This window comes from Pseudomonas sp. LD120 (assembly GCF_009861525.1).
GTDB lineage: Bacteria > Pseudomonadota > Gammaproteobacteria > Pseudomonadales > Pseudomonadaceae > Aquipseudomonas.
Genome location: NZ_WVHL01000003.1, coordinates 467,596 through 492,910 on the forward strand (window position 1 = coordinate 467,596; position 25,315 = coordinate 492,910).

Sequence of the window (25,315 nt, forward strand, 5' to 3'; positions counted from 1 at the left end):
TTAGCCGCCGGGCTACAAGATAATGCGTTTTGGGGGCTGATTGCAACGTGCTGCCTGTGGATAAGGTTGTGCGTAAATTGTGCATGGTTTGGGTAAAACTCACGTAGCCCGCAGCCCTAGTGCTTGGAACCGTTTGTCACTGTTTTTTACCGCCTGAAATTGCCTTGGGCGGATTTTTGCGGGCGCGAACCCTATCATAAAAAATCGCCTTGACCGAGTCGTTTTAGCCGCTTGTAAAGGGGGCTGCGCCGGTTGCTACAATCCGCTGCGATCCGCCGCAGATAACAGGCTTTTCCAATGACCCGTTATCCAGCGTTTTCATGACAATAAGATGGGGGTCATGCCCACCTGGTGCTGGACATAAAAAAGAGGTCGAACGTGGTGCAAGACGCCTGGCAGGTACTGATTGTTGAGGATGACCAGCGACTGGCTGAGTTGACGCGTGACTACCTGGAGAGCAATGGGTTACAGGTAGCGATCGAGGGTAATGGCGCGCTGGCCGCAGCGCGGATCATCGCCGAGCAACCGGACCTGGTGATTCTTGACCTGATGCTGCCAGGGGAGGATGGCCTGAGTATCTGCCGCAAGGTTCGTGATCGCTTTGATGGGCCGATCCTCATGCTCACCGCCCGTACCGATGACATGGACCAGGTCATGGGCCTGGACCTGGGGGCCGACGACTATGTCTGCAAACCGGTGCGTCCACGGCTGTTGCTGGCGCGTATCCAGGCCTTGCTGCGGCGCAGCGAAGCGCCGGAGGCTGTGCCGGAGAAAACCCGACGCCTGCAGTTCGGCCCGTTGGTGGTGGACAATGCCCTGCGTGAAGCCTGGCTGAGTGATGTCGGCATCGAATTGACCAGTGCCGAGTTCGACCTGCTGTGGCTGCTGGTGGTTAATGCCGGACGGATCCTGTCTCGGGAAGAAATCTTTACTGCCCTGCGCGGCATCGGCTATGACGGTCAGGATCGCTCCATTGATGTACGTATCTCGCGCATCCGCCCGAAGATCGGTGATGACCCGGATCACCCGCGACTGATCAAGACCATTCGCAGCAAGGGGTATCTGTTCGTTCCTGAAGCCGCCGCCGACATGCCGCAGTGAACTCGATTTTCCTGCGTATTTACGGCGGCATGTGCGCTGCGCTGATTATGGTGGCGTTGCTGGGGGTTCTGGCCCTGCACTTGTTGAACGAGGTGCGCAGCGAGCAGTACCGCGAGCGGCTGGCCCACGGCACTTTTTCCCTGATGGCCGACAATCTGCAACCGATGAGCGAGATTGAGCGTCGCCGCGCCCTGGCGGTGTGGGAGCGCCTGCTGGGGATTCCCCTGAGCCTGAAAACCTTCAGCCAGACCAATCTGGACAGCGGCCAGCGCAGTCGGGTGCTGCGTGGCCAGGCCCTGGTGGAGCAGACCGGGCCATTCGCCGCCCGGGTCTATCGGCTGGTCAGTGAGCAGGAGCAATTGCTGCTCAGCGCCGAGGTGCAGCAGATCAGCGAACAGTTGGCGCGGGCGACGATCTATCTGCTGGCGGATGAGTTGGTGCGTTATCCGGTGGCGGAGCAGCCCCAGCGATTGGCGGCGTTGAAACAGGCCAAGGGCTTCGGCTTTGATATGCATCTGTCGACCCTGGATACCGCCGATATGGACGATGACCAGCGTCGGCGAGTTGCCGAGGGCGATACGGTGATGGCCCTGGGCAAGGGAGGGGACTCGATCCGGGTGTTCGCCGGGCTGGTGGGTACGCCCTGGGTGCTGGAGATCGGCCCGCTGTATCAAATGAATCCTTATCCTCCTGAGTGGTTGGTGTTGATCGCAGTGCTGGGCCTGAGTCTGATCGGGCTTATGGTCTATTTATTGGTGCGCCAGTTGGAGCGGCGACTCAGTGGCCTGGAGTCGGCGGCCACGCGCATCGCCAAAGGCAGCCTGGAAACCCGGGTTCCGGCGCGCGGGGCGGATTCGGTGGGGCGTCTGGCGGCGGCCTTCAATGGCATGGCCGAGCACCTGCAACGGTTGTTGGCGATCCAGCGCGAATTGGTGCGTGCGGTGTCTCATGAGCTGCGTACGCCGGTGGCGCGGCTGCGGTTTGGCCTGGAGATGATCGCGTCGGCAAGCACGGATCAGGTCCGGCAGAAGTACCTGGACGGCATGGACAACGATATTCAGGACCTCGACCGGCTGGTGGACGAAATGCTCACCTACGCGCGTTTGGAGCAGGGCTCGCCAGCCTTGAACTTCCAGCGCATCGACCTGGACGCCTTGATCAACCAAGTGATCAGCGAACTGGCCCCCCTGCGGGCCAACCTCAAGGTCCAGCGCGGCCTTTGCCTGTCCGCCGCTGATTGTGATGGGGCGTGGGTCGAGGCCGAACCACGCTATTTGCATCGGGCGTTGCAGAACCTGGTGAGCAATGCCATGCGCCACGCCGAGTCTGAGGTGACGGTCAGTTATCAGGTTGGGCAATTGCGCTGCCGCGTGGATGTGGAGGATGACGGTCCCGGTGTGCCGGAAATCGCCTGGGAGAAAATCTTCACCCCGTTCCTGCGCCTCGATGACAGCCGGACCCGGGCATCTGGTGGGCACGGGCTGGGATTATCGATTGTGCGGCGAATCATCCATTGGCATGACGGGCGAGCGTTGATCAGCAGAAGCAAGAGCCTCGGCGGCGCTTGCTTCAGCCTGAGCTGGCCACGGCACCAGGAGCCTCGTTGAAGGCCTAGGCACCGGCTTTGATGGCGATCAGGCTGAGGACCTGATCATCCTCGACGGCGAACTGCCCCTGGAGCTCTCGGCCGTGGTGCCACTCCTCGGACAGGTCGGTCAGCAGGCGCATTAGCACTTGCCCCTCAGGGCTCCATTCCAGCACTTCGGCGTGTTCGAAGTAGAAGCTTTTGTGCACCAGCGGATACAAGGTCTTGAACAGGCTTTCTTTGATCGAGAAGGTCAGGGTCACCGCCAGCGCATGCTGTTCGGGTGGCCGTTGGTCGCGACGCTGCAGCTCTGCCGGCGTGAGAATATGCTCAGCCAGATTGGCCGCTCGCTCGTGACTGAGGAGATTTTCCAGATCCATGCCCAGGGCTTGCCAATGCTGCTTGTCGGCGACGATGGCGGCGGCTTGCCCGGTGCTGTGGGTGATCGAGCCGCAGATATGGTCCGGCCAGATGGGGGCCCGGTCAGCGCCTATGGGGGGCACCCAATCCAGTTGCTGCAATTGCCGCAGAGCCGCCCGGGCACACAGGCGTCCGGCAAGGAACTCGGCTTGGCGCTTGGCCACTGAACGTTGGATGTTCGGTGGAGCCTCGATGCCGCTGCGCTGGAAATCATCGCAGGTCAATTGCCCGGGATCGAACCGGGTGCGCAGCCAAAGGGTATTGGGCAAGGCTTCCGGCAGAGGGCAGGAAGCGTCCAGAGGGGTGCAGCAGGCGGGAAGAGGGGGGAGAGCATTCATGGGCGCTAGTGTGCCGGGTTGCCGCGTTCGAGGGTAGCCATGCAGCGCTCAGGTGGATCTCCAGTGAGCGTTTCGGGTTAAAAAATCGGTAGGACAGCCAGATGAGTCTGGTTCAGGCGAGGTTAAGGGAGTGTTCAGGGGGAGTTCAGGGCGTGCTGTTTACTCTAGCCCGGTACCCAAAAAGCCAATAGCGCAAAGGAAACTTCCTATGACTTCGTTGAAAAAACTGATCCTGGCCTTTACCGTTCTCGGCGCCAGCGCCGCCGTCCAAGCCGCTGACAGCAATTTCGCCAGCCTGACCCTGGGGCAGACCAGCGACAAGGTTAAAAAATCCAGCCTGCTCAACAGCAACCTCGATCATCCGAACGCGGATGGCGTGATTGGCAAAGACAACACCTATGGTGTGCGCTTTGGTCAGCAGAATGACCAAGGTCGTTACTACGCCACTTACGATTACGTTTCGGGTTCTCACAATGGCATTAAACTGCGTCAGCAGAATCTATTGGGCAGTTACGATATGTTCCTGCCGGTGACCAGCAGCACCAAGCTCTTTGGTGGTGCTAGCGCGGGGCTTACCAAGCTGACTCAAGAGTCGCCAGGGTTCAGCCGTGACAGCGATATCGGTTACGCGGTAGGGCTGCAGGCGGGTGTTCTGCAACAGGTTTCCCAAAGCACTTCGGTGGAGCTTGGCTACCGTTACCTGCGCAGTAATGCCGGGACCGAAATGAGCGAGCGTGGTGGCAGCAAACAGGGCTCGTTGAGCCTCACCAGCAGTGCTCAGACTTATCTGTCGGTCAACTACGCTTTCTGATAAGCAGCCTGCCTTGAACCGCGCCGGATCGTGCCTTGGGCACGGTCCGGCGTTGGCGTATCAATCATCAGGGCGCAGGGGCGCCCCTGGAGATGTCGAATTTTGCCTGGGAGAGCGTTATGAAGTTGCTGGTCGTCGAAGATGAGGCGCTGTTGCGTCATCACTTGCAAACCCGCCTCACCGACAGCGGTCATGTGGTCGAATCGGTGGCGAACGCCGAGGAGGCGTTGTATCAGACCGAGCAGTTCAATCACGATCTGGCGGTGATCGACCTGGGCTTGCCCGGTATGGGCGGACTGGATTTGATCCGCCAACTGCGCGCCCGAGGCAAGGCCTTTCCGATCCTCATTCTTACCGCCCGTGGCAACTGGCAGGACAAGGTCGAAGGCCTGGCCGCCGGCGCCGATGACTACGTGGTCAAGCCGTTTCAGTTTGAGGAGCTGGATGCGCGGCTCAATGCGCTGCTGCGGCGCTCCAGTGGATTTACCCACTCGACCATCACGGCCGGTCCGCTGCTGCTGGACCTGAACCGCAAGCAGGCGTCCCTGGATGAGCAGCCCCTGGCCCTGACCGCTTATGAGTATCGGATCCTCGAGTACCTGATGCTTCATCACCAGCAAGTGGTGGCCAAGGACCGACTGATGGAGCAGTTGTACCCGGATGACGATGAGCGTGATCCGAATGTCATCGAGGTGTTGGTGGGCCGCCTGCGACGCAAGCTGGAAGGACCGTCGGGCTTCAAGCCGATCGAGACGGTGCGCGGCCTGGGCTATCTGTTCAACGAGCGTTGTCGATGATTCGATCGCTGCGCCTGCGGCTGATGCTGGCGGCCACGACACTGGCGGTGCTGTTCATGCTGGGGTTGCTGCCGGCCATGCAAGGTGCGTTCAGCCTGGCGTTGCAGGACTCCATCGAGCAGCGCCTGGCGTCGGATGTCACCACCCTGATTTCGGCGGCGCGGATCGAGAACAACCGCCTGCAGATGCCGGCGCAATTACCGGACGAGCGTTTCAATCTGGCCGACAGCCGCCTGCTGGGCTACATCTATGACCGTGAAGGGCATCTGGTCTGGCGCTCGCGGGCGACCCAGGAAGAGAACATCAACTACCGGCCGCGCTATGACGGGCGCGGCAATGAGTTCGCCAGGATCCGCGAAGCCAATGGCCAGGAGTTCTTCGTCTACGACGTTGAGATCAAGCTGCTGGGGGGCAAGAGTGCGGCCTTCAGTATTGTGGCGTTGCAGCCGGTGCGTGAGTACCAGCAGACGCTCGAAGGCGTGCGAGAGAACCTCTACCTGGGCTTTGGCGCGGCATTGCTGGTGCTCCTGGCGTTGCTCTGGATGGGATTGACTTGGGGCTTGCAGGCGCTGCGCCGTTTGAGTCAGGAGCTGGACCAGATTGAGAGCGGTACTCGCCAGAGCTTGAGTGAGGAGCATCCTCGGGAGCTGTTGCGCCTGACCGGTTCGTTGAACCGCCTGCTGCAAAGCGAGCGTGAGCAGCGCAGCCGCTACCGGGACTCCCTGGATGATCTGGCCCACAGCCTGAAAACACCGCTGACGGTGCTGCAGGGCGTCAGTGAGGACATGGCGCAGCGGCCTCAGGACCGTGAGCAGGCGTGGGTCCTGCAGGCTCAGATCGAGCGCATGAGCCAACAGATCAGCTATCAGTTGCAGCGTGCCAGCCTGCGCAAGAGTGGTCTGGTGCGCCATCAGGTACGGCTGCGACCGGTGTTGCAAAGCCTGTGTGACACCTTGGACAAGGTCTATCGCGACAAGCAGGTGCGAGTGTCGTTCGAGTTGCCCGAACGCTGCTATTTGCCGATCGAGCACGGCGCGTTGCTGGAATTGCTCGGCAACCTGCTGGAGAACGCTTACCGGCTATGCCTGAGCTCAGTGCGCATCAGCGTGCGTGACTCCCTGGACGGTTGCGAGCTGTGTGTGGAAGACGACGGGCCGGGGGTGCCGCCGGATCAGCGGGCGCGGATTCTCCAGCGTGGCGAGCGTCTGGATCGCCAGCATCCGGGGCAGGGCATCGGTCTGGCGGTGGTCAAGGACATCATCGAAAGTTATGGCGCGAAACTCACCCTGGGGGACTCCGCCCTCGGCGGTGCGGCGTTCCGCATTCACTTTCCGCTCTTGTAGCGGCTGGGCTCACTGCTCCCGGGCGCGGTAAGCGCCGGGAGTCAGGCCGGTCCACTTCTTGAACGCCCGATGAAAGGCCGAAGGTTCGGAAAAGCCCAGTTGTTCGGCGATCTGTTGCAAGGACAGGTCGGCCCGCCCCAAGTGATAGATAGCGATATCGCGGCGCAACTCATCCTTTAACCCCTGAAAGCTGGAACCTTCCTCCCGCAGGTGGCGGCGCAGGGTCTGCGGGCTGACGTGCAGGTGCTGGGCAACGCTTTCCAGGTCGGGCCAGCGCTCGCGGTCGCGGCTGAGCAAGCGGCGTAACTGGCTGCTGAGGCTGTTGCCTTCGTCGGGGCGCGACAGCAGGTCGGCGGGGGAGCGTTCGAGGAAGTGCTTGAGGGTGCGTTCATCTTGCAGCAGTGGCATGTCCAGGTAGCGGCTGTGGAACAGCAGGCTGCTGCGTTGCTGCCTGAACCTTAGCGGGCAGGGAAAGAGCAGGTCGTATTCTGCGCCGTGTTCGGGTTTCGGGTAACTGAACCCTGCCTGCTCCAGGCGGATTCGCTGGCCAATCAGCCAACTGGCCAGGCGATGCCAGATCACCATCAGGCTTTCACTGAGGAAATGCTCGGGGTCCCATAGCGTCGCATCGTCCAGGCTCAGGCGAGCCATGTCCCCTTCGCGCGTCAGGTTCAGGCGCGGGGCTTGTGGGAACAAGCCATAAAACAGTAGCCCGCGATTGAGCGCTTTTTCCAGGGTGCGGCAGTGGATCAGCGCGTGACACATCATGGCGAAGGTTCCGCGCTTGCTGGGGCCTTCACCGAATCCGAGGTATTCGTCGTCCAGCTCCCGCCACAGTAGTTGCAGCAGGCGGGTGAATTGTTCGGGGGCGATGCGGGCTTTGGGCTGATCCAGCAGTTCCGGGCTGATTCCCAGTTGTTGCAGAAGGGGCGCGTAGTCGTAACCGCGGCGGCGTGCCCCGCCCAAGGCGGCGCGGGCAAAGTGGCTGGCGATGGTGCGTTCGCGCATGAAGGCAGGTCCGTCCATTGAGGGGCGGATGTTAGCCAGCCACCCGAGAGTGGACAAGGCGGATATCCGCCAAATTGTAGGACGAGGTTCGTTGAATGGGCGGATATCCGCCAGCAGCGCCGGGAGCGCGCAATGCCAATCAGCCCCCCATTCCCTCGTGTTTAAAGGCCTGCAGGGCTTTTCGACAAGGTGGCACGGGCCTTGCGATAGAGCCAATAGATCTGCCAGCACGCAGCTCGACACAACAAATCCCTCCAGTGCAGGAGGGTTCGCACTTTAGGCACCGCATGCATCGACGGACGCTGTATGCCGGGGCTCTTGAGGAAACTTGCAATGACGACTCGTCAGCCACTGTACAAATCCCTGTATTTCCAGGTGATCGTTGCCATCGCCATCGGCATCCTGCTCGGTCACTTCTACCCTCAGGCCGGCGTGGCCTTGAAGCCGCTGGGTGACGGCTTCATCAAACTGATCAAGATGGTCATTGCCCCGATCATTTTCTGCACCGTGGTCAGCGGTATTGCTGGCATGCAGAACATGAAGTCGGTGGGCAAGACCGGTGGCTACGCGCTGCTGTATTTTGAAGTGGTTTCCACCATTGCCCTGCTGATTGGTCTGGTGGTGGTCAACGTGTTGCAGCCGGGGGCCGGCATGCACATCGATGTTTCGACCCTGGATGCCTCGAAAGTCGCCGCCTACGTGACCGCAGGCAAGGATCAGAGCATCGTTGGCTTCATCCTCAACGTCATCCCCTCGACCATTGTCGGTGCCTTCGCCAACGGCGATATCCTGCAGGTGCTGATGTTCTCGGTGATCTTTGGTTTTGCCTTGCATCGCCTGGGTGACTACGGCCGGCCGGTGCTGGATTTCATTGACCGTTTTGCCCACGTGATGTTCAACATCATCAACATGATCATGAAGCTGGCACCCCTGGGTGCGCTGGGCGCTATGGCCTTCACCATCGGTGCCTACGGCGTAGGCTCCCTGGTGCAACTGGGCCAGTTGATGATCTGCTTCTACATCACCTGCGTGCTGTTCGTGCTGTTGGTGCTGGGCTCTATCTGCCGCGCTCACGGCTTCAGCGTGATCAAGCTGATCCGCTACATCCGTGAAGAGCTGCTGATCGTGCTGGGCACTTCGTCCTCGGAATCGGCCTTGCCACGCATGCTGATCAAGATGGAGCGCCTGGGGGCGAAGAAGTCGGTGGTCGGCCTGGTGATTCCAACCGGTTACTCCTTCAACCTCGACGGTACTTCGATCTACCTGACCATGGCCGCGGTGTTCATCGCCCAGGCCACTGACACCCACATGGACATCACTCACCAGATCACCTTGCTGCTGGTGCTGTTGCTGTCCTCCAAAGGCGCGGCTGGCGTGACTGGCAGTGGCTTCATCGTCCTGGCGGCAACCCTGTCGGCGGTGGGTCACCTGCCGGTGGCAGGCCTGGCGCTGATCCTCGGGATCGATCGCTTCATGTCCGAAGCCCGTGCCCTGACCAACCTGGTGGGCAACGCCGTGGCCACCGTGGTGGTCGCCAAGTGGGTCAAGGAACTGGATGAAGATCAACTGCAGGCCGAGTTGGCTTCGGGGGGGCGGTCGATTATCGATACCCGCGAAACCGATGACCTGGGTGTGGCCGAAGGTCCGGCACCGAGTATCAAGTAAGTTGTGCTCACGATAAGAAACCCGCTTCGGCGGGTTTTTTATCGCCGGGCGTTTGAGCGCAACGGTCAGTCTGGCTGAGCGTTGTGGTAATTGTTGCGGCGCTCGCGGCTGCCTACTCTGGTTGCAGTCGATCAAGAGGAGAGGGCACATGCAAGGGCCGTTGGCGTCACTCAAGGTACTGGATTTTTCCACCCTGTTGCCGGGGCCCTTCGCCTCACTGTTGCTGGCAGATATGGGCGCCGAGGTGCTGCGTATCGAGTCGCCGACCCGCATGGACCTGCTGCGGCTGCTGCCGCCCCACGACCATGGGGTCTCCGCCAGTCACGCCTATCTCAATCGCAACAAGCGCAGTCTGGCCCTGGACCTCAAGCGTCCCGAGGCGCTGGAGGTGGTGCGGCAATTGGTTCAGGACTACGACATCGTCCTCGAGCAGTTCCGCCCGGGGGTGATGGAGCGCCTGGGCTTGGGCTACGAGGCGCTGAAGGTGATCAATCCGCGGCTGATTTATGTCTCCATTACCGGTTATGGACAGACCGGGCCCTACAAGGACCGCGCCGGGCATGACATCAACTACCTGGCGCTGGCTGGGCTGGCCAGCCAGGCCGGGCGCCGGGACCAGGGGCCTGTGCCTCTGGGTATCCAGGCCGCGGACATCGCTGGCGGCTCCTTGCATGGGGTGATCGGTCTGTTGGCGGCGGTCATCGCCCGTCAGCACAGCGGTCAGGGGCAGCATCTGGATGTGAGCATGACCGACTGTGTGTTCAGCCTGAACGCCATGGCCGGCGCCGGTTACCTGGCCTGTGGGGTGGAGCCGCACATGGAGCAGCAAATGCTCAATGGCGGCAGCTTTTATGACTACTACCGCAGCCGCGATGGGCGCTGGTTGTCCGTGGGGAGCCTGGAGCCGGTGTTCATGCAGCAACTGTGTCAGGCGTTGGGGCGGCCGGAGTTGGCGGCTCAGGGCTTGTCGCCTGTGCCCGAGCAGCAACAGGCCCTTAAGCTGGCCTTGCAGATCGAGTTCGAAAAGCGTGATTTCGCGCAGCTTTGCCAGTTGTTTGCCGGGCTCGATGCCTGTGTCGAACCGGTGCTAAGCCTGGCCGAGGCGGTGCAGCATCCGCAGTTGCAGGCGCGGCGGGTGGTCAGCCAGGTGCCGCGCGACGATGGCAGCCTCCAGCCACAGATGGCCTGCCCGTTGAAGTTCTCCGAAGGCTTGCCCGAACCGCGGCATATCGGCGCCAGGCTGGGGGCGCACTCCGAACAAGTGTTGACGGAGCTGGGCTACAGTGCCGAGCGTATCGAGTCGCTGCGACGTGACCGGGTAATCGCCTAGAGGGGGCGCTTGCGGGGTGTTATTCGACCCGGGTTTCTCCGCTGTAAACCAGCGTCTGCCGACAACGTCGACACAAATAGCGACGCCCTTGGGCCACCAGCTTGTGGCGCTGGGCAGAGAACGCAAAATCGCTGTCGACGCAGGGGCAGCGGTAGATGTAGCGGGTGGCGCTGCGACGTTTGATTGCATAGGTGTGACAGCGGTTGGGCGGCAGTTCGTAGACCCCACGCATGATCAACTGCCATTCCTCGCCATGGGGCTGAATGCGCTCGCCGAACAACTGATGGGCGATCAGGTGCGCGACTTCGTGAGCCACGGTCTGCTTGAGAAAGTCTTCGCTGTTTTCCCGGTACAACTGCGGATTGAAGCGCAGCAGGTTTTCATGCAAGTGCGCGACGCCGGCTTTCTGGCCACGCAACTTGAGGCTGACCACCGGGCGTTTGAAAGGGCGTTTGAAAAAGGATTCAGCGAGTAGGAAACAGTCTTCGACGCGGGTATTGAGTTGCTCGGGCATGCTTAACGGCTCTCCAGAGTGGCTGAGTATGCCGCAAAGACCGGCGAATCCGAATCGTTCAGGCGCGAAATGGTGGTTGGGTCACGGCCATTAAGAAGGCCGCCTTGCGGCGGCCAGTGTTGGCAGACAGAGGATTATTATAGGGCGGCGTCAGTTGGTATACACGGGGCCGACGCCCAGGCCCCAGACAATCACGGTGAACGCCATGATCGCCACCAGTACCACCAGTCCCACGGCCAAGACTGAGCTGGAAAACAGGAACCCCTCGTCCGACGGGATGTTCATGAAGGTCGGCAGCCCGACGTAGAGCAGGTAAACCGTGTAGCAGATGGCCGCCGTGCCGACGATCATCCCCAGCCACATGTGTGGATACAGCGCCGCCAGGCCGCCGACGAACAGCGGTGTCGCGGTGTAGGTGGCGAAGGCTACACAGCGCGCCAGGCTCGGACTGGCATCATAGGTGCGGGCCATCCAGTGAATGAAGGCCCCCATTACCGCCACGCCGCCGAGCATGGCCAGGTACGACATGATGGTCATCCATAAAGCGCTTTCCATGGTCAGCATCACCGGCGCACGGTTGCCGATGACCCAGCCGACCTGGGTGGTGCCGATAAAGGCCGAGATGGCGGGGATGGCCGCCAGAATCAGCGTGTGGGTGAGGTACATGTGACTGATGCTTTCCTCGGCATCGCCACGTATTTCTTGCCATTCCTGATCGGGGTGGGTGAAGAGTCCTACGACATGATGAATCATGGTCAGTCACTCCTGCGTTGTTGCCATCGCCCCCCAACGGAGCGCTTACAGCCAACTGGCAAAGTCAGTGTAGGTCCAGATATGAATGCGACCTTATGTCGCAGTATAGGGAGGAGTTCTCACTAGATGTGCGCACCTTTAGAGCAAATTGCGCTGTAAATCCCTGGATTAATCGCCAGCTTTTCTGTTGCCGAGTGGCCTGTAGCCATTGCTCGGCGGCGCTTTCGCAGGGCCACGGTTTTTGCGTAAAATGTTCGGCTTTTCGTCACACATTTCGCGGATTTCAAGCGCCATGGGCACTCTTACGGTCAACCAGAACAAACTGCAGAAACGCCTTCGCCGGCTGGCGGGCGAAGCAGTCGCCGATTTCAACATGATCGAAGAGGGCGACAAGGTCATGGTCTGCCTGTCCGGCGGCAAGGACAGCTACACCATGCTCGATGTGCTGCTGCACCTGCAGAAGGTGGCGCCGATCAAGTTCGAGATCGTCGCGGTGAACATGGACCAGAAGCAACCTGGTTTCCCCGAGCATGTACTGCCGGCCTACCTCAAGGAGTTGGGGATCGAGTACCACATCGTTGAGAAGGACACCTACTCGGTGGTCAAGGAACTGATCCCGGAAGGCAAGACCACTTGCTCGCTGTGCTCACGCCTGCGCCGCGGGACCTTGTACACCTTTGCCGACGAGATCGGCGCCACCAAGATGGCCCTCGGTCACCACCGCGACGACATCGTCGAGACCTTCTTTCTCAACATGTTCTACAACGGCTCGCTCAAGGCCATGCCGCCCAAGCTGCTGGCCGACGACGGACGTAACGTAGTGATCCGGCCGCTGGCCTATTGCAGCGAGAAGGACATCCAGGCGTATTCCGACTTCAAGCAATTCCCGATCATCCCGTGCAACCTCTGCGGCTCCCAGGAGAACCTGCAGCGTCAGGTGGTCAAGGAAATGCTTCAGGAGTGGGAGCGCAAGAGCCCGGGGCGTACCGAGAGCATTTTCCGGGGACTGCAAAATGTGGTGCCCTCGCAACTGGCGGATCGCAACCTGTTCGACTTCACCAGCCTGCGTATCGACGACAGCGCCACGCCGCGTTTCGTCAATCTGGTAAACCTCTGATCCACTGGCATTGAGCCTTGCCTGGGTTGGCGGTGACGCAGGCAAGACTTCAAGCGCGAGGGATGAAGGCCACGCTGCCTTCGGCGGCTTTCTTGGCCAGTCGCTCTCCATTGGTGGGCTGGGTGCGGATCACCTGATGATCTAGGCCCAGGTATTTGAGCATCTGTGATGCAGGGTCGCTTTGCGGCACAACGATCAAGGTGCGTTGCGGATCCCAGTGCTGTCCGCTGCGTTGCTCCAGCCAAGCCATGAACATGGCGCTGTCGCCCGTGCGAGGGAAGTCCTCGGTTTGCGGCACGTAGTAGAACGGCTGACCTTGATTCTGCAGGTACATCGGCAGTTTGTTATCCACCTCGATCATGACCATGCGCCATTGATTCCACGGGGCGATTCGGCCCGCTGCGGCTTTGACCTGAGCGCTGAACTGAATCACCCCGCCGCCGCCATTGCTCCAGGGATAGGCCACTCCCAGCACCAACAACACAACCACCGCGGCGCTGGCAACACCGATGGTCCAGCGTCGCTCGCTCGGCTGGCCTCTGGCCCGCCGTTGCCGCAGATGCCGATTCAGCCACCAGGCCGCCAAAAGTTGGGCGAATGGCACCAGTGGCAAGACGTAATAGCTGCGGCGACTGCCGCTGGCGGTGAAGAACAGGAGCAACAGGCCCAGGGCCCAGACCAGCCAGCGCTCATTGGGTTGTAGCTGGCGCCAGTGACGCGCCGCTACCCATAGGCCGAGTACCCAGCAGGGCGCCCAGGGCAAGGTATAGGCCGGCAGGTAGATCAGGTAGGTATACAGCGGCCCCTGATGATCGAAGGGGTTGAAGAAGCGCACCACGTTTTCCCGGAAGACCAGGTACAGGCCGCTTTCACCGTAGGTCGGGGCGCCGTACAGGTGCGAGAGCACGAACGGCACCATGTACAGCAGGGCAGCCATCAGCAACGCCAGGCACAGGCGTGGATTGAGGTGGCGTTTCCAGCGCCCCCGGCTCAGTAGGTGCGGCAACAGGATCAGCCCCGGCAAGACAAAGCCGATCAGCCCCTTGAGCAGTGACGTGGCCGCCAGCAGCAGGAAGAACCCCGTGTAGCGAGTCAGGCGTGTATCTTCCGGGCCTCGCCAATACCACCACACAGCGGCCAATACGCCACATACCGTGAGGATGTCGGCGGTGGCCACCCGGGCCCAGAAGGCAAAGTAGAAGGTCGTGGCCAGCATCCAGCCGGCGATCAGCCCGGTGCCTTTATCGAACAGGCGTTCGCCGATCAGGTACACCAGCCAGATGCTCAGCCAAGCCGCGAGTACCGACGACAGGCGCAGCGACCAGTGCCCCAGTCCGCCCATGAGCCAGGCACTGGCGGTGATCAGCCAATAGGACGGCAGCGGTTTGTCGTAGTAGGGGCCGCCCTTGAGATAAGGGTCGAAGTAATCACCGCTCTGCAGCATCTGCAGGGCGATGTTGGCCCAGCGGGTTTCGGGTCCCCACAGCTCGCGGGAGCCCAGGCCCAGCAACAGGATCAAGGCCGAGACACCGAGGAGCAGGATCAACGCCCGGCGTTCGTTGTGGAGGACATTCATGGGCGAGAGTCCCAAAGGTCAGGCTGAAAGAGTCGTCGGTATCGATAGTTCAGGCGTGCCTGAAAAGCCTCAGCGCCGACCGCAGTCCGCGCTGAGGCTGATTCAAGCGTCAGTGCCGCAACGGGCTCAGGGTTGGCTCTGTGGCAGGATCAGGATCAGCAGGTTGCCTTCTTCATAGCGCTTGCCGCCGGGCGGCAGCAACGCGACTTCCTCATTTTCCACCACGCTCTTGACCCGCATGACCACGCCTACCGAGCCCAGCTTGCGTGCCTCGGTCATCCATTGTCCGACCTCGGTCATGCTCACCTTGCGCTGCGCCGAATCAGGATAAGCCAGGCCATATTTCAATTCGCCCTCGGTGTTGTACAGCGACACCTGCGGCCGTTGCAGGCGCCAGGCCAAGGCTGAGGCGGCCCCCAGATCGTTGCTCAGCAGGGTCCGAGTCTGCTTGAGCTCTTCCAGGTGTTCCTTGATGAACTGGTCCGGCATCTGGTTGTACACGATCAGCCCGGGCATGCCTGCAGGCAGCAGGGCCACCAGCAGCCAGATGCCCAGGGCCGGAGTTGCCCAATAGTGCAGCGGTTTGGAGGCCGGCAGCAGGTTGGCGATGATCCAGCCCATCAGCATGATGAACACCAGCGACAGGCTGAGCATCTCGCTGTGCCCATAGATCGGGCGAGTGAGCTGCATCACCAGCAGCACCCCCATCGTTGTCACGCCGATCAGCAGGTTGAGCAGGCTGTTGAGGCGAATGGCACGACTCTGCAGGTTGTTGATACGGTCGATCAGGGTGCTGCCCATGAGCACGGCCAGTGGCAACAGGCACGGCATGATGTAAGTCGGCAGCTTGCCGCGGCTTAGGCTGAAAAACACCAGCGGCAGCAGGCACCACAACAACAGGAACGCAGTGGCTGCTTGTCGTTTGTCCTTCCAGGCCTGGATAAAGGTGCCTGGCAGCAACGCCGTCCAGGGCAGGCAAGAGACCACCAGCAGAGGCAAGTAGAACCACCAGGGACGGGTATGTTGGGCATTTTCGGCAGCAAAGCGTCGGATGTGTTCATGCCAGAAGAAAAAGCGCCAGAAGTCGGGTTCGTGGGCGTGAATGCTCAGTATCCAGGGCAGGCTGATGCCGACCGCCACCAGTACCGCCACCGGCCCGTAACGCCACAACTCGCCGAAGCGACGTTGCCAGAGCATGTAAGGCACGGCGATCAGTACCGGCAACAGCCAGGCGAGGAAGCCTTTGGTCATGAACCCCATGCCGCAGGCTGCCCCCAGCGCCGCCCAGGCCAGTAAACGGCTGCGCATGGTGCGACTGTCCAGAGCGAACCACAGTGCCACCAGGCTCAGGTTGACCCACAAGGTGAACTGCGGGTCGAGGTTGGAGTACCCGGCTTGCCCGGCGATCAGACCAAAGCTCATGTAGAGCAGAGCCGCGGCGAAGCTTTTGCGCGGGTCGTTCCACATCCGACGGGTGATCAGGTAAGCCAATAGCACGCTCAGGCCGGTGCTGACGGCCGAGGCGATGCGTACCCCGAACAGATTGTCGCCAAACATCGCCTGGCCGATGGCAATCATCCAATAGCCCGCTACGGGCTTCTCAAAGTAGCGGATGCCCATGAAGTGCGGAGCGATCCAATCCCCGTTGAGCAGCATTTCCTGACTGATTTGCGCATAGCGGGTTTCATCGGGAATCCACAAACCGTGGGTGGTCAGTGGCAACAGGTAGAAGAGGCCGAAGGCCAGCAGCAGAAATGGCAATCCCCAGCGCTGAATCATACCGTTGTTACTCCCACGCACTGTGCAGCCTGAAGGCGTATTGCTTGTTCCATCAGCGGAGTGAGTAAAGTGCGATGCATTTCTGTCCTCTAAGTCAGTTTCGCAATGCCGGAGGCAAGTGGCTTGGTCCGGGTTCGGTGCTAAGTGATCCCGCTGGCAACGCATGAGTTTTTGGGCTCTTGCACTTTGCTGCAGGGGTGGCGGCGTTGTGTTTGGGAATATTTTCGATAATGCTCGTGTTCGAGAGCTAATAGTAAAGAGGCCAATAAAGTCCATTGGATATTAGGTGTTTAGTTTGTCTCTTTTCTGGTTCAAATCTGTTGTTTAGTTGTTAAAAATAGTTATTGATGGCCAGTAATTCATTTGAGAGCCTGCGGCCAGTTCTTGGCATTGATGATGCCCAGTATTTTCAGTTGACCGTCGGCTCTCAGGGTGACGAATAATGAACTGGTGTACTCACTGGCCACCGCATGGCTGAAGCCTAGCTGACTTTCCAGATTGCTGATGCAGGCGCTGTGGGTCACCAGGATCAGGTTGCGGCCCTGACGTTTTTGAGCCTTGATCCGGGCTGGAAAGTTCGCTCCGCAATTGACCAGCCAGTCTCGGGTTGTGGCTGGCTGGTTAAACATCGATTGCGCGGTCTGCAGGGTCCGTGTCAGGGGGCTGCTGAGAACATCGGTATGTTGCATGCCGATCGTGCGAAAGGCTTGGCCCAGAGAGCTTGCGGTCTGATCGCCGAGCCGGGTGATGCCATCCGCAGGGCCCAGGCAGGGGTGGGCGGAGCGGTCGCAGCGCTCGGCATGACGCACCAGAACGATGACCTCGCCCGCTTGCCAACGCTGATAGACCTGCGTGCGTCTCAACGGGTGACCAATACCCAGATCCAGCGGTGTGCCGGGCCATAGTGCAAAGCCGCAGACCACAATGATCAAGACGCAGGCGATGGTACTGAAGGCGACCTTCCTGGAGCGGGGCGTTCTGGCGGCATGGGCCTGAGGTCCGGCTTGCACACGCTTGGGCACATCGATTACCTGAATGTGTTTTTGAAAGGTTGTTTATCCGGTTTGGGCGTCGTGCTTTAAAGCAGGCCGATACCTGAGTAGCGACACTCATGCCGTCATAGACCGCCAACTTAAATCGACTCAGGTGGGCGAATGGTGAAAGCAATGTGAAAAAAACGAATGGGCGCGAAACCTGTATTTATTAAATTGACAGCGTTGCTTCAGTTTCACGGTTTGTTGAGTGATTTTTATCAGACTGAAGCAGTCTGATATCAACTGATTACTGATCTTTCTTCTCGTAAGTAATAGGGCGAGGAAATGCATTGGAGAAATAAACAAAGCGCTGAACTTTGCGTGTTTAGTTCAGCTAATTGTCAGCTTTGTTGGCCGGTACTCAGCCTGGGGCGAGCGGTTGCTCGCTGCCCGTGTTCAGGGCAGAAGTCGTGTTGGCGAGGGGGCAAAGCGAGGTCGATGCGTGGGGGCTCAGTGATTGACCGTGTAGGCCAGCATGGCCGAAAGCTGACACAGCGGGCGGCCGCTTTCTTGCTGCCACTGGTTGAACACCTCTTGTACCAGGGCCTGGTCACGCTTGCTGCTGGGTACCTTGTCGATGATGTTTTGAGCATTGAGTGCGGCCACCACATCCCAGGTCGGAATGAAGGTGTCCTTGCCCACCATGCGCAGGAAGCGTGGGGCTGAGAGGCCGCCCATCTGGTTACCGTGCTTGGCCAGGTACTGCCAGAGCCCGGTGATGTCCTGAGCCGGCCAGTCGGCAATGAAGGCGCCGAAACTGCCGTGCTGTTTTTCCACGTCGAGGATCATCTGGGCGTTACGCGGGACGCTTTTGAGCTTGCCCAGGTGGCGAATGATTCGCGTGTCCTGCATCAGCCGTTCCAGGTGTTCGGCGCCCATCAGTACCACCTTGTCGGGGTCGAAGCCGAAGAACACCTGCTCGAACGCCGGCCATTTGGCATCCACTAGGCTGTGCTTCAGCCCGGCGCGAAACACCCGCAGCGCCAGGGTCGACAGATAACGATCGGCGCTCAGTGAGCGCAGGTACTCAGCACTGGCCGGAGTCGGCAGTTGGGCTTGCAGGGCTGCGGCGGAACCGAAGCGGTTGAGACAGTATTCATTCAGCCATTTGTAGTCGTGCATGCCTGCTCCGGGTGGGTTCGGGAGTGTCTGTTGCGCAAGGTTGGGGCGCGAAATGCCGATACAAGTTCCCCGGAGCCTGCCGCGTGCTCCGGGGATCGGGTTGGGGGTGAGGATCAGGCCGGGGGGGCGCCTTCGCCAGCGAGCCGACGATTGAGCTGGAAGCGCCAGCGCACGTACAGCAGCGCCGAGGAGAACAGCGCAAGGCTGGCGAACATCTCCAGCAACCCGAACCCGTGGCGATTCGGGTCGTAGGCGGCCAGAGCCCCCTTGATGAAGTACAGATTGACCACGAAGCACATCCACGCGTGTCCACGGGCGCTGCCGCTGAGCATGCCGGGCGCCATCAGGAGCAGAGGCACCAGTTCGATCAGCAGGATTACCCAGGGGCGCGCGCCGTGCAGGTCGGCCAGCAACAGGTAATAGGTGCACAACAGGCCCACCAGGCCGAAAAAACACAGCAGCGCGACAACCCGCATCAAGCGAACGCGAGGTTCCAGCCATTGTTCCGTCGGCAGGACTTTCGGCTTCTTAGCCACGGCCGTTCTCCAGTTGCTGGGCGGTGTTCGCCAGGCGCAGGCCCAAGGCCCGGCACAGAGCGATTTCATGCTCGTCCAGCGGGCGCTTGCCGTCTGCGCCGGCATGATGGCTGGCGCCGTAAGGCGTGCCGCCACCGCTGGTTTCCAGCAGCGCCGATTCGCTGTAGGGCAAGCCGGTGATCAGCATGCCGTGGTGCAGCAAGGGCAGCATCATCGACATCAGGGTGGATTCCTGGCCGCCATGCAGGCTGGCGGTGGAGGTGAACAAGCCCGCGGGTTTGCCCACCAAAGCGCCGGTCAGCCACAAGTTGCTGGTGCCGTCGAGAAAGTACTTCAAGGGCGCGGCCATGTTGCCGAAGCGCGTGGGGCTGCCCAGAACCAGGCCCGAGCAATGCTTGAGGTCGTCAAGGCTGGCGTACAGCGCGCCACTTTCAGGGATGCTTGGCGCCACGGCTTCGCACTCGGTGGAAATCGCCGGGACGGTGCGCAGCCGGGCTTCCAGGCCCGCCTGCTCGATGCCGCGGGCAATTTGCCTGGCCATTTCGTGGGTCGAGCCATTGCGGCTGTAGTACAGGACCAGAATGTACGGCGCACTCAAGGCAGGATCTCCAGCACGTTTTCTGGCGGCCGGCCGATAATGGCCTTGTCGCCAGCTTCAAGAATCGGCCGTTCCATGAGTTTCGGGTGCTGGGCGATGGCGGCAATCAGTTGCTCTTCACTGAGGCTGCTGTCTGCCAGGTTGAGGCTTTTGTACTCATCCTCGCCACTGCGCAGCAACTGGCGGGCGCTGATGCCGAGCTTGGCCAGCAGGCTACGCAGTTGGGCGGCGTCCAAAGGCGTTTCGAGGTAGCGGACTACGGTGGGGGCCAAGCCGCGTTGTTCCAGAAGTTCCAGCGCACCGCGGGATTTCGAGCAGCGCGGGTTGTGATAAAGCGTCAGATCGGTCATGTGCGGGTCGCATCTTGCGTAAGGTGGCGGCTATTCTACCCGCGCGACGGGCTCTCCTGAACCTTGAGAGTCGATAGGTCGCAGCGACACGCAGTTAGCGGTCCTTTTAAAACACCTTTCACCACAGGAAACAGAGCATGGCAAGGCAGTGGGCAGCGGCATTGGCGATCATCACAACCCTTTTGCTGGGCGGCTGTGGCAATGACTACGGGGTCGATCAATATGGCCAGAAAGTCGCCGCCGAACGCCTCGATAAACAATGGCTGGTGCTCAACTACTGGGCGGAGTGGTGCGGGCCGTGTCGTACTGAAATACCTGAGCTGAACACTTTGAACGAGCAGCTCAAGGGGCAGTCGGCGACGGTATTGGGGGTCAACTTCGATAACTTGCAGGGCGATGAACTCAAGAGCGCGAGCGAGAAACTGGGGATCGCGTTCACCGTGCTGGCGCAGAACCCCGCAGAGCGTTTCGATCTGCCACGCAGCGAAGCGCTGCCGGTGACTTACATCATCGATGACCAGGGCAAGGTGCGTGAGCAATTGCTGGGAGAGCAGACCGCTGCGGGCGTGCAGGAGAAGCTGCAGGCCTTGCGCGGTCATTGAGGAGGGCACGATAGCGGCAGCAGCCGCAGGCTCAATGGCCTGCGGTGCTATCAGCCTTCTTCAGGCCACCAGCGCAACGGTTTGCCGGTGGCGGGCCAGAAGCGCACTTGTTCGATGGGCGAGACATCCCAGCGCTCGACAGCTTCCAGCGCCTGAATGAAGCGCCGCTCCTGTTCCATCAACGCCGGAGCGCAGAGTTTGCGGGTGCTACCCACCTTGCCGAAACTGAGCTTGGCGCCGTCCAGGGTGTACGGCGCGAACCAGTGGTTGCAACCCGCATTGCCGTAGGCGCGGCCATCCTCGTCCAAGGTGATGGTCAAGTGGCTGTAGTCGATAAGCGGACGTTCGCCGATCCACTCCAGGGTGTAGCTGCGGTCTTGCTGCAGCTTCAAGGGTTCGGCGGCGCAACCCATCAGGCCGGCGCCCAGTGCCACAGTCAGGGCCAGGCGTTTCATTGGTTGGCCTGCTGGCATTTCGGGCAGAGGTGGCGCTCACCTTCGCCTGTCCAGCCCAACTCGGCAATTCGCGCGCTGGCTGCAGGCTTCTGGGCCTTGTTGCCGAGCTTGGCGTCTACCGCAAATTCGAAATTCAGCTCCGCCGCGCAGCTGTCGCAGTTGACCTGCCATTGATGAATCGACAGCTCGCCGAACACCGGACCACGGGCCACGGCGACCCATTGGCCGACCGGATTGATCAGATGGCGGACGGTTTCCACCGTCAGTCGCATGGACAAGTCCTTGCTGCCTTTAAGGGTGACCAGCAGCACGTCATCGGTACGGATCGAGCCGCCGTTGCCGGTGACTTGATAGCGTCCCGGCACCAAGGCGCGGCATTCGATCAGGGTGTGTTGCGGGTTCATCAGGTTGTAGCGGAAATCGTGTTCGACCATGGGTCCTCCAAATCTGCAGCGTATGCTAGCACGGCCCCCTGCGCCGCAGGTTACGGGCTGTCGACCTTCGATCAGGCGGCGTGAGGGGGTTAGCCGTGGACCTGATTCTGCGGTTGGCCCGCGGCCCAGTTGGCGATGTTGTGCAAGGTGGTCTCGGCGATGGCTGCCAGGGCTTCGTGGGTCAGAAATGCCTGGTGCGCGGTGACGATCACGTTGGGAAAGGTCAGCAGTCGGGCCAGTACGTCGTCCTGCAGGGGCAGGTCCGAGCGGTCCTCAAAGAACAGCTGCGCTTCCTCTTCATAGACATCCAGCCCCAGATAGCCCAGTTGGCCGCTTTTCAGGGCTTCGATCAGGGCGGGCGTATCCACCAGGCCACCGCGACCGGTATTGATCAACATCGCCCCCGGCTGCATGTGCGCCAGGCTGTCCTGGTTGATCAAGTAACGGCTGTCGGCGGTAAGCGGGCAATGCAGACTGATGATCTGCGATTGGGCCAGCAGTTGCGGCAGACTCAGGTAGCGCGCGCCCAGGGCCTGGACCTCAGGGTTGGGTAACGGGTCGTAGGCCAGTAACTGACAGCCGAAGCCGGCCATGATGCGAGCGAAGGTGGCGCCGATCTGCCCGGTGCCGACGATCCCCACGGTCTTGCCCACCAGGTCGAAACCGGTCAGGCCGTGCAGGGTGAAGTCGCCCTCGCGGGTGCGGTTGTAGGCTCGGTGCAGGCGGCGATTCAACGCCAGGATCAGGGCCACCGCATGTTCGGCCACTGCATGGGGTGAATAGGCCGGGACGCGTACCACATCCAGCCCCAGGCGCTGGGCGGCGGGCAAGTCGACATGGTTGTATCCCGCTGAGCGCAGGGCAATCAGGCGGGTGCCGCCGGCGGCCAGTCGTTCCAGTACCGGGGCGCTGAGGTCGTCGTTGATAAAGGCACAGACCACTTCATGACGTTCGGCCAGGGCCACGGTGTCCAGGCTCAGGCGGGCGGCCTGGAACTGCAGTTCAATGCCTGGTGGCAGGCTGGTGCCGAGAAAACTGTCGCGGTCGTAGTTCTGGCTGCTGAAAAGAATCGTACGCATGCGTGCATCCTTGTTTGGGGCGCCCAGCATGAGGGCTGGGCAGTGCGGGCGTCTTGCCCTGGGTCAGGCGTTGATCCGCGCTTCGCTGGCCAGGCGAGCGATGGCGTGGTCCAGTTCGTCCAAGGCGGCATAGGCTTTGACATCTTGCTGCTTGAGCAAGGTTTCACTGCGCTGACAGGCGGCGCGCAATTGCGGCACACCGCAGTAGCGGGTGGCGCCGTGCAGGCGGTGGACCCGCTCGATCAGGGCGTTGTGATCGTTCGCCGCGCGGGCCGCCTTGATGGCTTCGCGGTCGGCCTCAAGCGAGGCCAGCAACATGGCCAGCATGTCCGCCGCCAGATCGGCCTTGCCCGCGGCTAGACGCAAGCCTTCGTCCTGATCCAGCACTTGCAGTTCCAGGCCCTGTCCGGGGCGTTCGCTGGCGCGTTCCGGGCCTTGGTTGCGCAAGGCCAGCCCGGTCCATTTCAGCACCACTTGAGCCAGTTGCCGCTCACTGATGGGTTTGGTCAGGTAGTCGTCCATGCCACTTTGCAGCAAGGCGCGTTTTTCATTGGCCATCGCATGTGCGGTAAGCGCGACGATGGGCAGCGGTGTGCCATGACGTTCGCCTTCCCATTGGCGGATGGCCTCGGTACTTTGTCGACCGTCCATGCCCGGCATCTGCACGTCCATCATCACCAGGTCGAAGGGTTCCTGCTGGATCGCGTGCAAGGCGGCATAGCCGTTGTCGACCGCCAGCACCTTGGCGCCCATGTCTTCCAGTAGGGTCTGGATCAGCAACAGGTTGGCCGGGTTGTCGTCGACACACAGCACGCGCGGTGCGCGGCTGGACAGGCTTTCTTCCGGTTCGTTGCGGGCCCGGCGCGGGTTGACCAGGTCGGACAGGGCGCGGCGCAGTTTGCGGGTGCAGGCCGGCTTGGCCTGCAACTGGCTGTGAGGGTTGGGCACCGACAGCTGGAACAGCGTCTGTTCGGTGGTCGGGCACAGCACCAGGACCTTGCAGCCCAGGTGTTCGAGGTCCCAGATGTGTTGGCTCAGGCGCTCGGGGAGCATGTCGTTGCTGGTGATGCCCAACACCGCCAGATCAATCGCCTGCTCGCTTTGGTGCACCCCGGTGATGCCGTTGGTCAACGCTTCCAGGGTGTTGAACGGGGTAACTTCCAGGCCGCAGTCTTCCAACTGATGTTGCAGCGCCTGGCGCGCCAGCTCGTGGTTTTCCAGCACCGCCACACGCCGGCCCAGCAGCGGTGGACCTGGCAAGTCTTCGGCGTCATCGCGGGTTTTCGGCAGGTTCAGGCTGATCCAGAACTCCGAGCCTTCGCCGGGGGTGCTGTCGACGCCGATCTCGCCGCCCATCTGTTCGATCAGGCGCTTGGAAATCACCAGCCCCAGGCCTGTGCCGCCGGGTTGGCGCGACAACGAGTTGTCGGCCTGGCTGAAGGCCTGGAACAGCGCGCGCACGTCCTGGTTCGACAAACCGATGCCAGTGTCTTGAATGCTGATGCGCAACTGCACGCTGTCTTCGTGTTCGTCTTCGAGCATGGCCCGCGCGACGATGGTGCCTTCGCGGGTGAATTTGATGGCGTTGCTCACCAGATTGGTGAGGATCTGCTTGAGCCGCAGCGGATCGCCCACCAGCGACAGCGGCGTATCGCGATACACCAGGCTCACCAGTTCCAACTGCTTGGCATGGGCCGCCGGAGCGAGAATGGTCAGGGTGTCCTGGAGCAAGTCGCGCAGGTTAAACGGAATGCTATCGAGCACCAGTTTGCCGGCCTCGATTTTCGAGAAGTCGAGGATTTCGTTGATGATCCCCAACAGGCTGTCGGCGGATTTTTCGATGGTGCCCAGGTAATCCAATTGACGGGGCGTCAGCTCGCTTTTCTGTAACAGATGGGTAAAGCCGAGGATGCCATTGAGCGGCGTGCGGATTTCATGGCTCATGTTGGCCAGGAACTCGGATTTGATCCGGCTGGCTTCCAGAGCCTCCTTGCGCGCCAGGTCCAGTTCGATGTTCTGGATCTCAATGGTTTCCAGGTTCTGGCGTACGTCTTCGGTGGCTTGGTCGATGCTGTGTTGCAATTCTTCCTGGGCATTTTGCAGGGTGCTGGCCATGCGGTTGATGCCGGATGCCAGTTCATCCAGTTCCTGGCTGCCCAGGGGCGGCAGGCGGGTTTCCAGATGGCCGTCCTTGAGTTGCGCCACGGCCTGTTTGATCTGACTCAATGGGTTATTGATGGTTCGCCCCATGCGTACCGCCAATAGGGCAGTGCCCGCCAAACCCGCAGCGATCAGCAGCAGACTGGCGAACAGGCTGCGGTATCCGCGCAGCAGCATGCCGCTGTGGGACAGCTCCAGCTCGACCCAGCCCAGCAAACGGTCGGACTCGTCGGGGATCAGGTCGCCGGCCAGATTGCGATGGCGACCGAAGACGGGCAGTTGATAGCGGGTCGCGTCATTGCCGCTGCGTTGCATCATGTGGCTGCTGTCGCCGCTGGGCGGTGCATTGAGCATGCTTGGTCCGGCATGGGCCACCAGTGTGCGATCCGGGGCAAGGAACGACACGGCGCGCACGTCTTGCTGTTCCAGGGCCTGAGTGGCAATGCGTTCGAGCATCTGGGAATTGTTATGGCCCATCGCCGGAGCCACCAGCGAGGCCAGTTGTTCGGCGATCATTTCGCCGCGCTGCAGCAGTTGGGTTTGCAGGTCCGAGAGCTGCATCCAGGTGAAATAGCCACCTAGAACCAAGGCCATCAGGCTGGTGGGCAGCAAGGTCAGCAACAGTACGCGGCCTTTGATTCCCAGTTTCTTGAGCACGCAACTCTCCTGCTTCCACGCTGTTTTTGAAGGTCGACGAACACGTCCGTGATGCGCCACGTGCGCAGTGTAACGATTTGCTGGGGGCTGATCTTGGCAAATTGCGACAGGCTCGGCGGCGGCTAAAAAGACCAGGCCGAGGTTGCGCCTC

Annotated in this window: 24 protein-coding genes; 9 read left to right on the top strand and 15 right to left on the bottom strand. The window is 61.0% G+C overall.

Annotated features, from left to right (window positions below; genetic code table 11):
• Nucleotides 1-378 precede the first annotated feature (378 nt).
• The gene (locus PLD_RS08395; protein ID WP_159891635.1) at nt 379-1,101 is read left to right on the top strand and encodes a response regulator; all 723 of its coding nucleotides are present in this window, start codon (nt 379-381) and stop codon (nt 1,099-1,101) included.
• Nucleotides 1,098-2,708, top strand: a complete 1,611-nt coding sequence (locus PLD_RS08400) for an ATP-binding protein (RefSeq protein WP_159891637.1) — start codon at nt 1,098-1,100, stop codon at nt 2,706-2,708. The genes PLD_RS08395 and PLD_RS08400 overlap by 4 nt, the downstream gene beginning before the upstream one ends.
• A gap of 4 nt (nt 2,709-2,712) precedes the next feature.
• Here the strand turns inward: PLD_RS08400 and PLD_RS08405 are convergent, their stop codons facing one another.
• Nucleotides 2,713-3,444: a 4'-phosphopantetheinyl transferase gene (locus PLD_RS08405; protein ID WP_159891639.1), complete on the bottom strand. Its 732-nt coding sequence runs from the start codon at nt 3,442-3,444 to the stop codon at nt 2,713-2,715.
• A 208-nt stretch (nt 3,445-3,652) separates the two neighbouring features.
• On the opposite strand from PLD_RS08405, the gene PLD_RS08410 reads away from it, so the two are divergent.
• The 3 genes from PLD_RS08410 (at nt 3,653) to PLD_RS08420 (ending at nt 6,395) form a co-directional block, all read left to right on the top strand.
• Nucleotides 3,653-4,255: a hypothetical protein gene (locus PLD_RS08410; protein ID WP_159891641.1), complete on the top strand. Its 603-nt coding sequence runs from the start codon at nt 3,653-3,655 to the stop codon at nt 4,253-4,255.
• A 119-nt stretch (nt 4,256-4,374) separates the two neighbouring features.
• Nucleotides 4,375-5,052, top strand: a complete 678-nt coding sequence (locus PLD_RS08415) for a response regulator transcription factor (protein ID WP_159891643.1) — start codon at nt 4,375-4,377, stop codon at nt 5,050-5,052.
• Nucleotides 5,049-6,395: an ATP-binding protein gene (locus tag PLD_RS08420; protein ID WP_159891645.1), complete on the top strand. Its 1,347-nt coding sequence runs from the start codon at nt 5,049-5,051 to the stop codon at nt 6,393-6,395. The genes PLD_RS08415 and PLD_RS08420 overlap by 4 nt, the downstream gene beginning before the upstream one ends.
• A 9-nt stretch (nt 6,396-6,404) precedes the next feature.
• Here PLD_RS08420 and PLD_RS08425 read toward each other — a convergent pair whose 3' ends face one another.
• The gene (locus tag PLD_RS08425; RefSeq protein WP_159891647.1) at nt 6,405-7,403 is read right to left on the bottom strand and encodes an AraC family transcriptional regulator; all 999 of its coding nucleotides are present in this window, start codon (nt 7,401-7,403) and stop codon (nt 6,405-6,407) included.
• Nucleotides 7,404-7,736: 333 nt separating this feature from the next.
• Here PLD_RS08425 and PLD_RS08430 point away from each other — a divergent pair, with 333 nt between their 5' ends.
• A complete protein-coding gene (locus tag PLD_RS08430) occupies nt 7,737-9,068 on the top strand; it encodes a dicarboxylate/amino acid:cation symporter (protein WP_159891649.1) in 1,332 nt (443 codons plus the stop codon).
• A gap of 148 nt (nt 9,069-9,216) precedes the next feature.
• Entirely contained in the window at nt 9,217-10,398 is a 1,182-nt protein-coding gene (locus PLD_RS08435; protein WP_159891651.1) for a CaiB/BaiF CoA-transferase family protein, read from the top strand.
• 19 nt (nt 10,399-10,417) lie between these two features.
• Here the strand turns inward: PLD_RS08435 and PLD_RS08440 are convergent, their stop codons facing one another.
• Both PLD_RS08440 and PLD_RS08445 read right to left on the bottom strand, forming a co-directional pair.
• Nucleotides 10,418-10,912: a SprT family zinc-dependent metalloprotease gene (locus tag PLD_RS08440; RefSeq protein WP_159891653.1), complete on the bottom strand. Its 495-nt coding sequence runs from the start codon at nt 10,910-10,912 to the stop codon at nt 10,418-10,420.
• A 150-nt stretch (nt 10,913-11,062) separates the two neighbouring features.
• Nucleotides 11,063-11,665, bottom strand: a complete 603-nt coding sequence (locus PLD_RS08445) for a Yip1 family protein (RefSeq protein ID WP_159891655.1) — start codon at nt 11,663-11,665, stop codon at nt 11,063-11,065.
• A gap of 292 nt (nt 11,666-11,957) precedes the next feature.
• Between PLD_RS08445 and ttcA the strand changes: the two genes are divergently transcribed.
• Nucleotides 11,958-12,782, top strand: coding sequence for a tRNA 2-thiocytidine(32) synthetase TtcA (gene ttcA, locus PLD_RS08450; RefSeq protein WP_159891657.1), 825 nt, complete (start codon nt 11,958-11,960; stop codon nt 12,780-12,782).
• Nucleotides 12,783-12,831: 49 nt separating this feature from the next.
• Here the strand turns inward: ttcA and PLD_RS08455 are convergent, their stop codons facing one another.
• The 7 genes from PLD_RS08455 to arsC form a co-directional block, all read right to left on the bottom strand.
• Entirely contained in the window at nt 12,832-14,358 is a 1,527-nt protein-coding gene (locus PLD_RS08455; RefSeq protein ID WP_159891659.1) for a glycosyltransferase family 39 protein, read from the bottom strand.
• 126 nt (nt 14,359-14,484) lie between these two features.
• Nucleotides 14,485-16,137 (bottom strand): lipid IV(A) 4-amino-4-deoxy-L-arabinosyltransferase, encoded by a 1,653-nt coding sequence (arnT, locus tag PLD_RS08460; protein WP_159891661.1) that lies wholly within the window; start codon nt 16,135-16,137, stop codon nt 14,485-14,487.
• Nucleotides 16,138-16,496: 359 nt separating this feature from the next.
• Entirely contained in the window at nt 16,497-17,060 is a 564-nt protein-coding gene (locus PLD_RS08465) for a histidine phosphatase family protein (protein WP_256674621.1), read from the bottom strand.
• Between the two features lie 561 nt (nt 17,061-17,621).
• Nucleotides 17,622-18,293, bottom strand: a complete 672-nt coding sequence (locus PLD_RS08470) for a DNA-3-methyladenine glycosylase I (protein WP_159891663.1) — start codon at nt 18,291-18,293, stop codon at nt 17,622-17,624.
• A gap of 113 nt (nt 18,294-18,406) precedes the next feature.
• Nucleotides 18,407-18,829 (bottom strand): DUF2069 domain-containing protein, encoded by a 423-nt coding sequence (locus PLD_RS08475; RefSeq protein ID WP_159891665.1) that lies wholly within the window; start codon nt 18,827-18,829, stop codon nt 18,407-18,409.
• Nucleotides 18,822-19,427, bottom strand: coding sequence for an NAD(P)H:quinone oxidoreductase (gene wrbA / locus PLD_RS08480; RefSeq protein WP_159891667.1), 606 nt, complete (start codon nt 19,425-19,427; stop codon nt 18,822-18,824). The genes PLD_RS08475 and wrbA overlap by 8 nt, the downstream gene beginning before the upstream one ends.
• Nucleotides 19,424-19,777, bottom strand: a complete 354-nt coding sequence (gene arsC, locus PLD_RS08485; RefSeq protein ID WP_159891669.1) for an arsenate reductase (glutaredoxin) — start codon at nt 19,775-19,777, stop codon at nt 19,424-19,426. The genes wrbA and arsC overlap by 4 nt, the downstream gene beginning before the upstream one ends.
• Nucleotides 19,778-19,914: 137 nt before the next feature.
• Between arsC and PLD_RS08490 the strand changes: the two genes are divergently transcribed.
• Nucleotides 19,915-20,379 (top strand): TlpA disulfide reductase family protein, encoded by a 465-nt coding sequence (locus PLD_RS08490; protein ID WP_159891671.1) that lies wholly within the window; start codon nt 19,915-19,917, stop codon nt 20,377-20,379.
• A gap of 50 nt (nt 20,380-20,429) precedes the next feature.
• On the opposite strand, the gene PLD_RS08495 is transcribed toward PLD_RS08490, so the two are convergent.
• The 4 genes from PLD_RS08495 to PLD_RS08510 all read right to left on the bottom strand — a co-directional run bounded on the left by PLD_RS08495 (nt 20,430) and on the right by PLD_RS08510 (nt 25,164).
• The gene (locus tag PLD_RS08495; RefSeq protein WP_159891673.1) at nt 20,430-20,834 is read right to left on the bottom strand and encodes an META domain-containing protein; all 405 of its coding nucleotides are present in this window, start codon (nt 20,832-20,834) and stop codon (nt 20,430-20,432) included.
• Complete coding sequence (locus PLD_RS08500) at nt 20,831-21,268, bottom strand: hypothetical protein (protein WP_159891675.1); 438 nt, start codon at nt 21,266-21,268, stop codon at nt 20,831-20,833. Before PLD_RS08500 ends, PLD_RS08495 begins: the two co-directional genes overlap by 4 nt.
• A gap of 89 nt (nt 21,269-21,357) precedes the next feature.
• Complete coding sequence (locus tag PLD_RS08505; RefSeq protein WP_159891677.1) at nt 21,358-22,347, bottom strand: 2-hydroxyacid dehydrogenase; 990 nt, start codon at nt 22,345-22,347, stop codon at nt 21,358-21,360.
• Nucleotides 22,348-22,410: 63 nt separating this feature from the next.
• The gene (locus tag PLD_RS08510; protein ID WP_159891679.1) at nt 22,411-25,164 is read right to left on the bottom strand and encodes a response regulator; all 2,754 of its coding nucleotides are present in this window, start codon (nt 25,162-25,164) and stop codon (nt 22,411-22,413) included.
• Between the last annotated feature and the right edge of the window lie 151 nt (nt 25,165-25,315).

Coding starts and splice junctions, on each gene's coding strand:
- PLD_RS08410 (WP_159891641.1), top strand. CDS start 3,653: ATGACTTCGTTGAAAAAACTGATCCTGGCCTTTACCGTTCTCGGCGCC.
- PLD_RS08505 (WP_159891677.1), bottom strand. CDS start 22,347: ATGCGTACGATTCTTTTCAGCAGCCAGAACTACGACCGCGACAGTTTT.
- PLD_RS08490 (WP_159891671.1), top strand. CDS start 19,915: ATGGCAAGGCAGTGGGCAGCGGCATTGGCGATCATCACAACCCTTTTG.
- PLD_RS08435 (WP_159891651.1), top strand. CDS start 9,217: ATGCAAGGGCCGTTGGCGTCACTCAAGGTACTGGATTTTTCCACCCTG.
- PLD_RS08420 (WP_159891645.1), top strand. CDS start 5,049: ATGATTCGATCGCTGCGCCTGCGGCTGATGCTGGCGGCCACGACACTG.
- PLD_RS08415 (WP_159891643.1), top strand. CDS start 4,375: ATGAAGTTGCTGGTCGTCGAAGATGAGGCGCTGTTGCGTCATCACTTG.
- PLD_RS08470 (WP_159891663.1), bottom strand. CDS start 18,293: ATGCACGACTACAAATGGCTGAATGAATACTGTCTCAACCGCTTCGGT.
- PLD_RS08500 (WP_159891675.1), bottom strand. CDS start 21,268: ATGGTCGAACACGATTTCCGCTACAACCTGATGAACCCGCAACACACC.
- PLD_RS08430 (WP_159891649.1), top strand. CDS start 7,737: ATGACGACTCGTCAGCCACTGTACAAATCCCTGTATTTCCAGGTGATC.
- PLD_RS08495 (WP_159891673.1), bottom strand. CDS start 20,834: ATGAAACGCCTGGCCCTGACTGTGGCACTGGGCGCCGGCCTGATGGGT.
- ttcA (WP_159891657.1), top strand. CDS start 11,958: ATGGGCACTCTTACGGTCAACCAGAACAAACTGCAGAAACGCCTTCGC.
- arnT (WP_159891661.1), bottom strand. CDS start 16,137: ATGATTCAGCGCTGGGGATTGCCATTTCTGCTGCTGGCCTTCGGCCTC.
- arsC (WP_159891669.1), bottom strand. CDS start 19,777: ATGACCGATCTGACGCTTTATCACAACCCGCGCTGCTCGAAATCCCGC.
- PLD_RS08425 (WP_159891647.1), bottom strand. CDS start 7,403: ATGCGCGAACGCACCATCGCCAGCCACTTTGCCCGCGCCGCCTTGGGC.
- PLD_RS08445 (WP_159891655.1), bottom strand. CDS start 11,665: ATGATTCATCATGTCGTAGGACTCTTCACCCACCCCGATCAGGAATGG.
- PLD_RS08440 (WP_159891653.1), bottom strand. CDS start 10,912: ATGCCCGAGCAACTCAATACCCGCGTCGAAGACTGTTTCCTACTCGCT.
- PLD_RS08405 (WP_159891639.1), bottom strand. CDS start 3,444: ATGAATGCTCTCCCCCCTCTTCCCGCCTGCTGCACCCCTCTGGACGCT.
- PLD_RS08455 (WP_159891659.1), bottom strand. CDS start 14,358: ATGAATGTCCTCCACAACGAACGCCGGGCGTTGATCCTGCTCCTCGGT.